Genomic DNA, 13,534 nt, shown 5'->3' with positions numbered 1-13,534 from the left:
CCCTCCACAGAAGGCGGCAGACATGAAATATCACATCATCAGCGCCACCCGGTCGCTCGGCCTGTTGCCGGTGCTCGACCGTATGACCTTCCTGCGCAAGACGGCGCGAACAGCGCGCGGCAACCGAGCCTTTCGCGCGCGCCATCCCGATTTCGCGGTGCCACCCGCCAACCTCGCCTTTGATGCCTATAACAAGGTCGACTGGGTCGATTATCATGACCTTGGCATCCGCCATGCCCGGCTGTTCGCAGAACTGATCCGGCAGCATCGGCCAGTTGCATCCAATTTTCGCGTGCTGGAATGGGGTTGCGGCCCCGGTCGCCTGATCCGGCACATGCCCGGCCTGCTCGCCGACCGCTCAGCCCATGTCGTGGGCACCGACTATAATCCGGCGACCATCGACTGGTGCCGGGAGCATCTGCCCGGTATCGACTTCGCCCTCAACGGACTCGCCCCGCCGCTGCCGTTCCCGGACAACAGCTTCGACGCGACCTATAATTTCTCCGTCTTCACACACTTGTCGGAGGATATGCACGCCGCCTGGACGCAGGAACTCCACCGCGTGCTGAAACCCGGCGGCCTGATGATCGCCACCACCCATGGCGAGCATTGCCGCTATCTCCTCACCCAGAAGAGCGAGCTGCTCTCCTATGAGCGGGGTGACCTGGTGACGCAAAAGCGGTTCGAAGAGGGCAAGAAATGGTATTTCGCCATCCACCACGCCGACTATGTACGCGGCACCTTGCTCGCCGGTTTCGAACGGGTGGAGCAGGTCCGTGCCGGAGCTAATGCAGGCATGACGCAGGACGTCTGGCTGGGGTTCAAGCCCCATGGCTGATCGCGCACCCTCCCTCCCGCAACGCCCGCTCCGCATCGCCCTGATCGGTGATCGAGGTATCCCTGCGCGCTACAGCGGGTTCAGCACATTGGTCGAGGAACTGGCCGTCGGGCTGGTGTGCGACCATGGTATGGACGTCACCGTCTATTGCCGGAACCAATATTATGCGGAGCATCCGCCGCAATATAAGGGCGTGACCTGTCGCTACCTGCCTGCGCCCGGCGGCAAGAGTTTCGAGAGCATCGTGCACAGCAACCTAGCCGTAGTCGATGCGACCCTGCGCGATTTCGACCTTGCCTTTGTTGTCGATCCGGGAAACGGCCCCTTCGTCCTGCCCTTTCGGCTTCGCGGTATCCCCGTCGTCATCCACACGGACGGACTGGGATGGCAGCGGCGTAAATGGTCGCCGCTCCAGCAACGCTATTATAAATGGTCGGAATGGGTGAGCGCCCGGCTGGCGACATGGCTGGTGACGGACTCGCGCGCCATGCAACGCTATTACCGTGACGAATATCAGGCGGACTCCACCTATATTCCCTATTCGGGCGAAGTCGGGGACGAACCGGACGTCGCTGCGCTCGCCAGACATGGCGTCACCCCCGGCAATTATTATCTCGTCGTCGCCCGGTTGGAGCCGGAGAATAACGTCGACCATATCATCCGCGAATATCGGGCGTCCGGCGTGGAGAAGCCGCTGATCGTCGTCGGGTCCGTCCCCTATCAGAGCGACTATGCCCGCGCCATCGCAGCGGAAAATGACGGGAAGGTGCGCTGCGTCGGCGGTGTGTTCGCATCCGCGGAACTCAACGCCCTCTATCGCCATTGCGCAGCCTATCTGCATGGGCATGAAGTGGGCGGCACCAACCCCAGCCTGCTGCGCGCCATGCACTGGGGTGCCCCGGTAGTGCCGATCAACATGGTGTTCCACCGGGAAAATGTGGGTGAGGATAATCCCTATTTCCACAAGGCGCCCGGCCACCTCGCCGCTATCCTGCGCGATCTCGACGCGGACGCCGCCCGGCGAATCGCGCTGGGCAAAAGGGCGCACGCTCATGCCGCCGCTACCTTTCGCTGGGATGCCGTGGTCGATGGTTATGCGCAGTTATTCCGGCGCCTCATAGATCTGAAGGCAGCGGGAAAACCACCCGACGCGCACCTGATCGGCGAAACTTATCATCCCGAACGGTTCGCAGAGACTACCTCCGACCGGACCATATCGGCGGCATGAAGATTCTCCATGTCTACAACCGGCATCGGGGCGGCGGCGGAGCGGACAATGCGTGGGACGCCACCATCGCGCTGTCGCGACGACGGGGCCTCACTATAGATTGTTTCGAACGGGACAGCCGAACGCTGGGAACCGGCATCGGCGGCAAGCTGTCAGCGCTGGCCAACGGACTCTATGCGCCAGGCGCGTTGCGCGACTTTGCCGCGCGCATGGCGGCGGACAGACCCGACATCGTCCACACCCACGAACTTTATCCGCTCATCAGCCCCTGGTTGTTCGAGGTCTGCGCGCAGGCAGGCGTCCCGGTCGTCCACAGCTGCTATGATTTTCGCATCACCTGCCCCATCGCGACCCATCATGACGGTACAGGCGTCTGCACCCGATGCCCCGATCATGGCGCGCATCAGGCGATCCTCAACGATTGCCGCAACAGCTATGCGGAAAGCGCCGCCTTCGCCCTGCGTCATGCCGTCGCGGGATGGCGCGACTTCTACCGCCGCCATGTCGACCAGTTCATCGTGCTGACCGATTTCAGCGCGACATGGTTGCAAGAGCGCGCGGGGATCGCTCCCGACCGGATCAACGTCAATGAATGTGCCATTCACGCATCGTCGCTGCCGGTAGACCCGGCGCAGGGACGCTACATCGCCTTTGCCGGGCGGTTCGTGCCTGAGAAAGGCCTCGATATCCTGCTGGAGGCGGCGCGCATCGCCAACCTTCCCATCCATGTTGCGGGACCGGCGGGCAGCGATCCCGCGCCCCTGCTGGCGCGCGGCGTGCCCACCACCATCACCAGCGGCCCCGATGCGCTGGCGGAAGTCTATCTCGGCGCCCTCGCACTGGTCGTGCCGAGCCTCTGGTTCGAAACCTTCGCTATCGTCGCAGCGGAAGCGATGGCGCATGGCGTTCCCGTCATCGCCTCCCGCATCGGCGCGCTGCGCGACACTGTGCGAGAAGGCGTGACCGGCCTGCATTTCGAACCCGGCAATCCAACCGATCTGGCGCAGCAGATGCGACGGCTGTGGGATGATCCTGCACTGTGTCGCAAGCTGGGTGCCGCCGCCCATGCCGACGTCACCACCCGCTTCAGCGAGGATGCCCATTTCGGCCGCCTACTGACCGCCTATGAGCGCGCGCTGGATCGGCGCGGCCGATAATCACTCCCCCTGTCCAGCGTTTTGTCTGGAATCATCAAGCCCTCCGGCCAGCCCCATGCCCAGATAAGGGCAGCAACGCAGCGTACGCGCCGCGACAACAGGCCGGAGAGCGATGACCATGGCAGACCATCCCACCAACGAAAGCCTCACACTCGATCTCAGCGACATTGAATGGCGCGTGGGCCAGCAGGTCGGCGGCGGCCAGTTGTGGGAGCCTTGCAACAAGACGGACATTCGGCGCTGGGTCATGGCGCTCGACTATGTGAACCCGCTGCACTGGGACCAGAGGTTCGCGCAGAACACCAAGTTCGGCGACATCATCGCACCCCAGTCCTTCGCAGTCGCACTCGATTACGGCCATGGCAATAATCAGGCCTGCGTGGGGCGGATCGACGGGCAGCACATGATCTTCGGCGGCGAGGAATGGTGGTGGTACGGCACCCATGTCCGCCCCGGCGACCAGTTGTTCCAGGAACGCATCTTTACCGGATATAAGGTCGCCGACACCCGTTTTGCCGGGCCGACCCTGTTCCAGCGCGGCGACACCATCCATCGCAACCAGCGTGGCGACCTGATCGCTCGCTCCACGCCCACCTGCATCCGCTACCTCGCCAAGGAGGCGGAGAAGCGCGGCATGTACCAGACGACAGCCGGTGCGCTGAAACATTGGACCAACGCAGAACTGATAGAGATAGAGCAGGTCCGCCGCGACTGGTTCCTGTCCAACCGCGAGGGCAAATCACCCCATTTCGAGGAAGTGCAGGTTGGCGACAAGCTGCCCCGCCGCGTCGTCGGCCCGCACAGCATCGCCAGCTTCACGACCGAATATCGCGCCTTCATCTTCAACATCTGGGGCAGCTTCTACTGGAAGACGGTCGAGGGGGTGAAAGACTGCTGGGTCAATCAGGACATGGGCTGGATCGAAGGATTCAGCTTTGACGAGGAAGGCGCGATGATCGACCCCCGGCTGCGGGACGGTCTCTATGTCGGTCCATCGCGCGGCCATATCGACGATACGAAAGCGAGCGAGATCGGCATGCACCGCGCCTATGGCTATGGCGCGACCATGGCGGCGTGGAACACCGACTATCTGGCTTTCTGGGCGGGTCATGACGGTCTTGTCCGTCATGCCAAATCGGAATTTCGCGGCCCCGCGTTCGAGGGCGACGTGACCTACATCGAGGGTGAGGTGATCGAGAAGATCGAGAAATCGGAATGGGGCGTGCCGCTGGTCCGCATCAACGTCCGCATGACCAACCAGGATGGCAAGACCATTGTCACCTCCGTCAACGAAGTCGAACTGCCCTATTGATGACAGCGCATCACTTCATTGCGGACCCGTCGGTCTCCATTTCGCGCGGCCTTCCCCTGTCGGAGGAGACGGGGCTGGGCGAGCTCACCCTCTCCGGGTTCCTTCGGCAGGTCACGGAGCGTTACGCGGATCGCGAGGCGCTGGTCGAATATGACAGCGGAGGCCATGCGGTACGCTGGTCCTACGCCGAGCTGTGGGAGCGGTCGGCCGACGTCGCAAAGGCGCTTATCGCCCATGGGCTGGGCAAGGGTGAGCGGGTCGGCATATTGATGACCAACCGGGCGGAATTCCTGTCCGCGACGTTCGGCACGGCGCTGGCGGGCGGCGTGGCGGCGACGCTCAGCACCTTCTCGACGCCCGCCGAGCTGGAGCATCTGGTCGCCAGTTCGGCCTGCTCCATCCTTCTGATCGAGCGCCATGTGCTCAGGAAGGATTTCGCCCGGATGCTGATCGGCATCGAACCGGCGATCTACACCGCATCGCCGGGCGCATTGGTATCGGACCGTTTTCCCTTCCTGCGCCATATCGCCGCGATAGAGGGGGAAGCGATCGGCGCGGTCCGGGGCTGGGCCGATTTTCTTGCCTCCGGTGCGGAGATTCCCATCGAGCGCGTCACCGCCCACGCTGCGACGGTCACGCCCGCCGATCCGGGCGTGCTGTTCTTCTCGTCCGGGTCCACCGGCAAGCCCAAGGGCATCCTCTCCGCGCATCGCGGTGTCACCCTCCAGATGTGGCGCATGGGGCCGCAGCAGGGTCTGGACGATGGCGTGCGGACATGGACCGCGAACGGCTTTTTCTGGTCGGGGAACTTCGCGATGGCTGTCGGTGCAACGCTGGCCAGCGGCGGTTCGTTGATCCTCCAGCGCATATTCCAGCCTGCGGAGGCCATCGACCTGATGGAACGGGAGAAGGCCAGTTTCCTCTTCGCCTGGCCCCACCAATGGGCACAGTTGCAGGAGGCGCCCAACTGGCAGGCCGCTGACCTCTCCGCCATGCGCCATGTCGATACGGAATCCCCGCTCACCGCGCAGCCGACGATCCATACCCAATGGATCGAACCGCGCCATTGCTATGGCAATACCGAGACGTTCACGCTCAGCACGGCCTATCCGGCCAACACATCGCGCGAGGTCGGCGGGGCGAGCCATGGCGTGCCCCTGCCCGGCAATATCCTCAAGATCGTCGATCCTCTGACCGGTACGGCGATGCCGCTGGGCGAACGCGGCGAACTGGCGATCAAGGGGCCGACGCTGATGTTGGGCTATATCGGCATACCGCTGGACGAATCGCTGGATGAGGACGGCTATTTCCGGACCGGCGACGGCGGTTATCTCGACGCGAACGGGCGGCTGTTCTGGGAAGGGCGACTCAACGACATCATCAAGACCGGTGGCGCCAATGTCTCCCCCATCGAGATCGACGATGTCCTGCGCACCTGTCCCGGCGTCAAAATTGCGCAGACAGTTGGCGTGCCCGACGACCTGCTGGGCGAACTGGTGGTGTCCTGCATCGTGCCGCAGGACGATGCGAAACTGGACGAAGCGGCAGTGCAGGGCTTCGCAAAGCAATGGCTCGCCAGCTACAAGGTGCCCCGCCGAGTGCTGTTCTTCACACAGGATGACCTATCCATGACCGGTAGCGCCAAGATAAAGACGGCGGACTTGCGCGCGCTGGCGTCCCGGTCCCTCGCCACAACCGCGTAGGCGCGCCGGCGCCGGTGGTGGCCTTTCGGCAAAACTGCGTGATACCGTGCGATCTGGGGGACTTTGCCATTGGCCAATGCGAAAGTCGGTAGAATCCTGCCGGGATGATCCACAGGCAAAGAGGGCTATCCCTCGTTGCCCTCCCGGAAATGCCAGAGCCGCTTGTGCCAGATGTTGCGGATGTGCCGAGCTGCCATAACGCCCAGCCCGACGTCGCCTTCCGCAATGGCGGTCAGTTCCATGATCTTTGCATCGCGCCATGCCCGCACGAAGGCGAGATGTTCGGGCGTGTCGTCCACATTCTCCCGCCGCGGAAAGCCGCGTGTCGAGAAGGCCGTGTTGATGTTGAAGATGAATTCGACATAGGCGCATTGCGCAAGCTGGAAGATGGCGGCGCGCGTTTCCTGCTCGAAATTCCGCACTTCGGCGAATGTCGCCGTCGGCTTGATCTTCTTGAGTTTGGCGAGATATTTCGCGGCGAAATCGCGCGAGGACTCGCTATGCCGTGTCGTCGCCTTGCGGAGAACCTCCACCCACAGGACGGACGCCACCACCGTCACATCCTCCGGGTCCATTTGCAGCGTTTCGAGATAGGCGCTGACGAAATTTTCCACCGTCGCCACCGTGGGGCGCGCACCGAAATAGCCACCGTTGATGCCCCGGCGGACCAGAATGAATCCATCCCGTTCGAGCAGCCGCGCCGCCTGGCGCAAGGTGTTGCGCGAACAGCCCAGTTGCGCGCGCAGGCTATCCTCGCTCCCCATGAACGCGCCGGGGTCCGCATCCAGCACAAGGTTACGCAGTTCGGCAACCGCGAGATTAACCGCTGGCTCACTGGGTTCTTTTGTCATGCACCGCTGAAAGCACAGGCGAACGCCATCGTCCAGTGCCTTGCTCCCGCGCCGCGCCATCCAGGCCGACATGCCCCGCACCACCTGATATGGCCGCACCAACAGAGAGACCTTTAATTAGAAAAATATTGATAATTTTTCCATTTAATACATATAGAGGGTCATATTTAGAAGGAGAGGATTCGGATGGCACATATGCCATGGGATATGAAGGGCAAGGTCGTCGTCATCACCGGCGGCAATTCCGGAATTGGCCTCGGCTTTGCACGCGGCATCGCGAAAGCGGGCGGGGACATCGTGATCTGGGGCCGTCGGGCCGAGAAGAACGAAGCCGCCGCGGAAGAAATCCGTGCTTTCGGGGTCAAGGTCCTGGCGCAGGCCGTCGATGTTTCCGACGAACAGGCCGTCATCGCCGGCATGAAGGAAGCGGTGGAGAAGATGGGCCGCGTCGATGGCGTTATCTGCAACGCAGGCGTGATGCGCCATTCAGGCTCCTTTATTAACATGACGAGCGAGGATTATCATGGCCTGCTCGCCATCAATCAGCATGGTGCCTTCTATGCTGCGCGCGAGGGTGCGCGCCATATGAAGGATCGTCATGATGCGGGCGATCCGGGCGGCTCGATCCTGTTCTGCGCCAGCCTGTCGGCCGTCACCGGCTCCATCGGTATGCAGCATTACAACAGCGCAAAAGGCGCCATGGCGTCGCTGGCGCGCGGCATCGCGGTCGACATGGGCCGCTACGGGATTCGCGCCAACACTGTCTGCCCCGGCTATACGATCAGCGATACCGTGGTCGATGGCGGCCCGGACTCCGTGCTGGGCAAGCAGGTGCGTGAGCGAGACCCGATGCAGCGGTTCGGTACAGCCGAGGATTTCGAAGGCATCGGCATCTATTTCATGAGCGACATGTCCTCCTACCACACCGGCGACCTCGTGAAGATCGACGGTGGCTGGATGGCCAACGCGGGCAAGGTCAACATCGCGACGGCGCGTCGCGGTTAAGGGAGCGCAGGATATGGCAACGCAGACAACCCAGGCCGCGCAGTCCAAGGTCTATAAAGTCGATGGCTTCAAGGATCCCACCCTTCCCGAAGAGCGCCGTCTGGCTCTGGAAGCGGGCGAAGCGGACGTGCTGGACATGTCCGTCGAGGGCGTCCTCACCGCAGCGCGCGCGGCAACGGGCCTGTCCGATTTTGGCCCGATGGACTTTATGGAACGGCTTGGGTTGCTGCTGGGCGAGGTCGAGCGCGACGGCAATCTGTGGAAGGCGGCCAAGAAGACCTTCGTCGGATTCTGCGTGAAGGCGGCGTCAAACCGACTGCGCAACCGGGACTATCTGGCGGCCAACCCGGCGGTCGAGGATATTGTCATCGACCGGCCGATTATCATCGTCGGCCTGCCCCGTTCGGGCACCACCCATCTGGAAAACCTCATCGCGGCCGACCGGCGCCTGCGCTACCTGCCCGTCTATCTGGGGTCCGAAGCCGTGCCAACACCGGGCGAGCGAGCGGGACCGGACGGCAAAGACCCGCGCTGGCTCCGCTCCTCCGCCCATTGGGACCGGATGAAGGCCAATCCGCTGATGGCCGCGATGCACGAACATTCGCCAGACCATGCTTGCGGCGAGAATGAACTGCAAATGCCCGACTTCGCCACCTATCAATGGGAGTGGATGGCGGAGGTGCCCGGCTGGCGCGACTATTATCTGAGCCACGACCAGACCCCGCATTATCGCTATGGCAAGACGATGCTGAAGGCCGTCGCCCATCAGTTCCCCAGCGATCGCCGCTGGATCATGAAGGGCAACCAGCATAGCGAGCAATTGCCCGCGCTGAACACCGTGTACCCGGACGCGATCTTCATCCAGACGCACCGCGACCCGCTGGCTCTGCTCCAGTCGATCCTGACGATGCGCGGCCTGTCCGTCCTCGCCAACCAGAAGACGCCGGACATCCAGGCGCATGTCACCTATTGGGTGGACCGGATCGAACGGATGCTGCGCGCCTATATGCGCGATATGGACGTGATCCCGGCGGATCGTCGCATCGACCTGATGTTCCAGGACATCATGGCCGACGACATTGGATCGGCACAGCGCGTGCTGGAGGCGGCGGGCCTGCCCTCCTCGCCGCAGAGCATCGCCGACATGCAGCATTATATGGACACCCATCCGCGCGGCAAGGATGGCCGGGTGGTCTATGATCTGGCGGGCGACTTCAACCTCGACCGTGCCGCTCTTCGCGAACGCTTCCGCTTCTATACGGATATATTCCCGGTGAAACTGGAGGTTGCGGCATGAGCGATGTGAAACAGCCCGAAAACGCGCTTATCATCGGCGCGGGTGAAGGGCGGCAGGACGCCGTCGACCTCGGCCATGGCATCTGGATGTCGAAGGACATCTCCAACCTCTATCGGGTGGTGACAGCCGATGGCGATGTGCAGATCAACACCGGCATGATCTTCAACGCCGAGGAAAATCTTCGCCGGTTCGCGGCGGTCAGCGGCAATCGCGTGGCCAAGATCGTCTTCACGCAAAGTCATGAGGATCATATCGGCGGCTGGACCGACTTTAATGCGCCCGACGTCGAGACCATAGCGCAGGCGAACTTCGCCCATGTGCGTGGCTATTTCCGCGATGACGGGGGCCTCGGCCCGACCATGACGCGCCGCTCACGCCGCCTGTGGAGCGGGGACCAGAAACGGGAGTTGACCAAACGCCCCGAACCCGTCGTCACCACCAGCTTCCATGACAGCCACCGCTTCGAGGTCGGCGGTCGCCGCTTCGAACTTTATGCGGTGCCGGGTGGTGAGACGCTGGACGCGCTGGTGGTGTGGATGCCGGACGAACATGTCGTCTTCACCGGCAACCTGACCGGACCGCTGTTCGGCCATGTGCCCAATCTCTACACGGTCCGCGGCGACAAGATCCGCTCCGCCCGCTCCTTTATCGAGGGTGTGCAGCGCGTCATCGACCTGAAGCCGGAAATGCTCGTGACCGGTCATGGCGACGCCATTCGGGGCGAAGCGGAAATCGCGCGCCGCCTGACCCAGATTCGCGACGCCGCCCAATATATCAAGGACAGGACGTTCGAGGGCATGAACGCCGGGCTGGACCTGTGGACCTTGATGGGCAGCATCACCCTGCCCCCCGAACTCGACATTCCGCAGGGACATGGCAAACTGCCCTGGCTGGTCCGCGCCATCTGGGAAGAGCATCTCGGCTGGTTCCGATATGAATCCACGACCGAACTCTACAATGTGCCACCGCAGGCCGTATCCCCCGATCTGGTCGAACTGGCGGGTGGAACCGCGCCGGTGATCGCACGCGCACAGGCCCATCTGGACGCCGGGCGTCCCTTGCAGGCGCTGCACCTCACCGAAGCCGCGTTGAGCGTGGATAAAAATGCGACCGATGCTTTGCGAGTGCAACTTGGCGCGCAACAGGCGATACTGGTAGCCTCCGGTCGCGAGAATTTCAGTGAAGTGCGCTGGATCGAGAGCGAAATCCGTCGGCTCCGCGCGGTTCTGGGGGATGCAGCGTGACCCACCCCCGCCTCTCCGTCGATGCCATGTGCAGTTTCCGCTGGTCGTTCGACCGCGATCTGGCGCTGTGGACGGATATGGGCGTGCGCCATGCGGGCCTGCTCATTACCAAGATCGCTCATGAGCCAGCCCGATGCATCGCGCGACTGGGCGACGCGGGCATCGCCGTCAGCACCCTCATCACGGAAAGTTTCGACCTCAACGCCCCGGCCAGTTGGGAAAGGACGCACGTCGCCCACCGCGAGGCCATCGATCTGGTCGCATCGTGCGGCGGACACAGCATCTATTTCACGCCGGGCCGCACCACGACCATAAGCTGGCAGGAGGACTTCAACCGACTGGCCAAGGCCATTGCACCCACTGTCGCCTATGGCCGGCAGAAAGGCGTCCTCGCCTCCATCGAGCCTTCACTGCGGACCAGTGCATCCTTCATCAACACGCTGCGCGATGCCATCGACGTGGCGGAGCGGACCGGAATCAAGCTGGTCGTCGATTTCGCCAATGTGTGGATGGAACGGGATTTTCGGGAAACGATCGCGCGGGCCATGCGCCATGTCTCCCTTATGCAGATCGACGATGTGGTCATCGGTGGGCAGGGTCGCCCCGCACCCGGCGGACGCGCGCATATCGGCCAGGGCGAACTGCCCCTCCGACGCATGATGCAGGATGTGCTGGACGCAGGCTATACGGGCGTGTTCGATCTGGAAGTGGTCGCCGCCGACTTCTCCGCCGATTGCGACGAAGACGAACTGCGGCGCGGGATAGAGGCTGCATCGGCCCTGCTCACCGACATGGGCATTTGAAGACGAAAAAGGGAGAGGCACTATGGCAGAGATGGATCAGGGCGCACCGGGCAGCAACCCGCAGGCCCCTTTCGACGGCAAGAATGCGATCATCTTTGGTGGCGGCCAAAATATCGGTCGGGCCATCGCCTTTGAATTTGCGCGGCGCGGCGCGGCCATTGCGGTCGCGGACATCAATGCGGATGGTGCAAAGGAAACGGCGCAGGCCATCGTGGATCGCGGTGGCAAGGCCGTGGGCGTGCGCGTCGACGTGATGGATTCCGCATCCCTCGCAGCGGCATCGGCAGAGGCCGAGGCAGCACTGGGCGAAATGGACATCGTTATGAACAATGCCGGCCTGCTGCACAATGGCAACCCTGAGGATTTCCCCCTCGCCGAATGGCAGCGCATGTTCGACTGCAACCTGTTCGGCATCGTGCGCGCGATGGAGGTGTTCCTGCCCCGGATGATCGCGCGCGGTCATGGCCATATCGTCAACACCGCCTCCTTTGCGGGCCTCTATCCCTTTGCCGCAAACAGGCTCCCCTATGCTGCATCGAAAGCCGCGATCCTGAACCTGTCGGAAAATCTGGCCATCTATCTCCAGCCCAAGGGGGTGAAAGTGAGTTGCCTCGTCCCCGGCCCGGTGATGACCACCTCCATCGGCAGCATGAAGAGCTTTTCTGGCGAGATGCCGATGCGTGGCCCAGGCAGCCATTTGTGGCTCAAGTCGCAGGACGAAGCGGCGGGCGCGCTGGCCGACGGGATGAATGAGGGGCGCATTCTGGTGCTCACTCACCCAGAAGGCTTTGATTCCTACAAGGAAATGGCCGCTGCACCGGACGATTTCATTCGCGCCCGCGCCGCAGCGTTCGACGTCGGCGACCTCGGCAAACCGCAGATCGACAAGGCGAAATTCGGCCTCGCCTAACGGGCTGTACGCGGGGCGAGCCTTCGCCTTCCGGCTGGGAACGAGAGGAAACGGGGATTGGCGATGGCCATTCCCCGCCCTTTTCGTTGCCCCAACCACACCCTATCCAGTCAAGCGACAGCATTTAATATAGGGACTTTAATGCGATAATATATTTGACCAGAAAACTATAATACCTCAAAAGAGACTCCTGTTTAGGCCTCAAAGGCCAATGGGGAGGATTTGAATGAGAGCGTCCGTTTTTCGTCTTTTGACAACCAGTATTCTGGCAACCGGCATGGCCATGCCCGCCCTCGCACAGGATGCGCAACAGGACGGAACCAACAGCAGCGATATCGTTGTGACCGCGCGCCGCATCGAGGAGCGGTTGCAGGACGTTCCCGTCTCCATCACGGTCTTCAATCAGGAGACGCTGGACCGGCAGAACGTCTTTTCCGCGAAGGATCTGGCGACCTACACACCCTCGCTGACCGCCAACACCCGCAACGGCGCAGACTTCGCCTCTTTCGCGATCCGTGGCTTTACGCAGGAAGCGCGTACCACCACGTCGGTCGGCGTCTATTTCGCGGATGCCGTCGTGCCCCGCTCCTCCCCGCTTGCCGCGTCCGGCGATGGCGCAGGGCCGGGCAATCTGTTCGACCTTCAGAATGTTCAGGTTCTCAAGGGGCCGCAGGGCACGCTGTTCGGTCGCAACACCACGGGTGGCGCAGTCGTGCTGGTGCCCAAGCGCCCCACCGGCAAGCTGGAAGGCTATGTCGAGGCGTCGGCCGGCAATCATGACATGCGGCGTATCCAGGCCGTACTCAACGTGCCCGTGCTGGATAGCCTGCGCATACGCGTCGGCGTCGATCGCCAGACCCGTGAGGGGTATCTGCGCAACATCACCGATGTCGGTCCGCGCGATTTCGCCGACACCGATTATGTTGCCGCGCGCTTCAGCATGGTTGCGGACCTCAGCCCCGATGTCGAAAATTACACTGTCGCATCCTATATGCGGTCGGACACGAACGGTGCGGTTCCCAAGCTGACCGATTGCTACGCGAGCAGCGCCGCCGCCGTTGTAAATAGGCGTCGAACCGGGACCCCATATCGGCGTGCAATAGGGACCCCCTTTTCGGGTTGCCAGGCGGTTGTCCCGGTAGTCCATAGGAGGGACCCACGGCCGGCGCTGCGCGCCCCCCAAGCG

The 13,534-nt window shown here is 62.7% G+C and carries 12 protein-coding genes; 11 read left to right on the top strand and 1 reads right to left on the bottom strand.

Features of this window, described 5'->3' with window-relative positions; translation table 11 throughout:
* Positions 1–22 precede the first annotated feature (22 nt).
* The 5 genes from LWE61_RS17880 to LWE61_RS17860 all read left to right on the top strand — a co-directional run bounded on the left by LWE61_RS17880 (position 23) and on the right by LWE61_RS17860 (position 6,238).
* Positions 23–838, top strand: a complete 816-nt coding sequence (locus tag LWE61_RS17880; protein WP_234152017.1) for a class I SAM-dependent methyltransferase — start codon at positions 23–25, stop codon at positions 836–838.
* The gene (locus LWE61_RS17875) at positions 831–2,066 is read left to right on the top strand and encodes a DUF1972 domain-containing protein (protein ID WP_234152016.1); all 1,236 of its coding nucleotides are present in this window, start codon (positions 831–833) and stop codon (positions 2,064–2,066) included. Before LWE61_RS17880 ends, LWE61_RS17875 begins: the two co-directional genes overlap by 8 nt.
* Positions 2,063–3,223 carry a glycosyltransferase family 4 protein gene (locus LWE61_RS17870; RefSeq protein ID WP_234152015.1) on the top strand — a complete coding sequence of 387 codons (1,161 nt, stop codon included), beginning with the start codon at positions 2,063–2,065 and terminating at the stop codon, positions 3,221–3,223. Before LWE61_RS17875 ends, LWE61_RS17870 begins: the two co-directional genes overlap by 4 nt.
* A gap of 118 nt (positions 3,224–3,341) precedes the next feature.
* A complete protein-coding gene (locus tag LWE61_RS17865) occupies positions 3,342–4,535 on the top strand; it encodes a MaoC family dehydratase (protein ID WP_234152014.1) in 1,194 nt (397 codons plus the stop codon).
* Positions 4,535–6,238: a class I adenylate-forming enzyme family protein gene (locus tag LWE61_RS17860; protein WP_234152013.1), complete on the top strand. Its 1,704-nt coding sequence runs from the start codon at positions 4,535–4,537 to the stop codon at positions 6,236–6,238. Before LWE61_RS17865 ends, LWE61_RS17860 begins: the two co-directional genes overlap by 1 nt.
* Positions 6,239–6,363: 125 nt before the next feature.
* Here LWE61_RS17860 and LWE61_RS17855 read toward each other — a convergent pair whose 3' ends face one another.
* Positions 6,364–7,089, bottom strand: a complete 726-nt coding sequence (locus LWE61_RS17855) for a GntR family transcriptional regulator (RefSeq protein WP_234152012.1) — start codon at positions 7,087–7,089, stop codon at positions 6,364–6,366.
* A gap of 186 nt (positions 7,090–7,275) precedes the next feature.
* Between LWE61_RS17855 and LWE61_RS17850 the strand changes: the two genes are divergently transcribed.
* From LWE61_RS17850 to LWE61_RS17825, 6 genes are all read left to right on the top strand, one after another.
* Positions 7,276–8,094, top strand: a complete 819-nt coding sequence (locus LWE61_RS17850) for an SDR family NAD(P)-dependent oxidoreductase (protein ID WP_234152011.1) — start codon at positions 7,276–7,278, stop codon at positions 8,092–8,094.
* 13 nt (positions 8,095–8,107) lie between these two features.
* Positions 8,108–9,391 carry a sulfotransferase family protein gene (locus LWE61_RS17845; protein WP_234152010.1) on the top strand — a complete coding sequence of 428 codons (1,284 nt, stop codon included), beginning with the start codon at positions 8,108–8,110 and terminating at the stop codon, positions 9,389–9,391.
* Positions 9,388–10,635: an alkyl sulfatase dimerization domain-containing protein gene (locus tag LWE61_RS17840; RefSeq protein ID WP_234152009.1), complete on the top strand. Its 1,248-nt coding sequence runs from the start codon at positions 9,388–9,390 to the stop codon at positions 10,633–10,635. Before LWE61_RS17845 ends, LWE61_RS17840 begins: the two co-directional genes overlap by 4 nt.
* Complete coding sequence (locus LWE61_RS17835) at positions 10,632–11,438, top strand: sugar phosphate isomerase/epimerase family protein (RefSeq protein WP_234152008.1); 807 nt, start codon at positions 10,632–10,634, stop codon at positions 11,436–11,438. Before LWE61_RS17840 ends, LWE61_RS17835 begins: the two co-directional genes overlap by 4 nt.
* A gap of 22 nt (positions 11,439–11,460) precedes the next feature.
* Positions 11,461–12,348 carry an SDR family NAD(P)-dependent oxidoreductase gene (locus tag LWE61_RS17830; protein ID WP_234152007.1) on the top strand — a complete coding sequence of 296 codons (888 nt, stop codon included), beginning with the start codon at positions 11,461–11,463 and terminating at the stop codon, positions 12,346–12,348.
* A gap of 277 nt (positions 12,349–12,625) precedes the next feature.
* Positions 12,626–13,534, top strand: a 909-nt coding sequence (locus tag LWE61_RS17825) for a TonB-dependent receptor plug domain-containing protein (protein WP_234152006.1), incomplete at its 3' end; no start/stop codon positions are given.

The organism is Sphingobium sufflavum (genome assembly GCF_021403115.1).
GTDB classification, from domain to species: Bacteria; Pseudomonadota; Alphaproteobacteria; order Sphingomonadales; family Sphingomonadaceae; genus Sphingobium; species Sphingobium sufflavum.
The sequence above is the reverse complement of the archived record's forward strand: the minus strand, read 5'-3'. Positions and strand labels throughout refer to the sequence as shown.

Bases quoted from the DNA above. Each gene is read 5' to 3' on its own strand.
- LWE61_RS17865 (WP_234152014.1), top strand. From the start codon at position 3,342: ATGGCAGACCATCCCACCAACGAAAGCCTCACACTCGATCTCAGCGAC.
- LWE61_RS17830 (WP_234152007.1), top strand. From the start codon at position 11,461: ATGGCAGAGATGGATCAGGGCGCACCGGGCAGCAACCCGCAGGCCCCT.
- LWE61_RS17860 (WP_234152013.1), top strand. From the start codon at position 4,535: ATGACAGCGCATCACTTCATTGCGGACCCGTCGGTCTCCATTTCGCGC.
- LWE61_RS17850 (WP_234152011.1), top strand. From the start codon at position 7,276: ATGGCACATATGCCATGGGATATGAAGGGCAAGGTCGTCGTCATCACC.
- LWE61_RS17840 (WP_234152009.1), top strand. From the start codon at position 9,388: ATGAGCGATGTGAAACAGCCCGAAAACGCGCTTATCATCGGCGCGGGT.
- LWE61_RS17875 (WP_234152016.1), top strand. From the start codon at position 831: ATGGCTGATCGCGCACCCTCCCTCCCGCAACGCCCGCTCCGCATCGCC.
- LWE61_RS17855 (WP_234152012.1), bottom strand. From the start codon at position 7,089: ATGACAAAAGAACCCAGTGAGCCAGCGGTTAATCTCGCGGTTGCCGAA.
- LWE61_RS17845 (WP_234152010.1), top strand. From the start codon at position 8,108: ATGGCAACGCAGACAACCCAGGCCGCGCAGTCCAAGGTCTATAAAGTC.
- LWE61_RS17880 (WP_234152017.1), top strand. From the start codon at position 23: ATGAAATATCACATCATCAGCGCCACCCGGTCGCTCGGCCTGTTGCCG.
- LWE61_RS17870 (WP_234152015.1), top strand. From the start codon at position 2,063: ATGAAGATTCTCCATGTCTACAACCGGCATCGGGGCGGCGGCGGAGCG.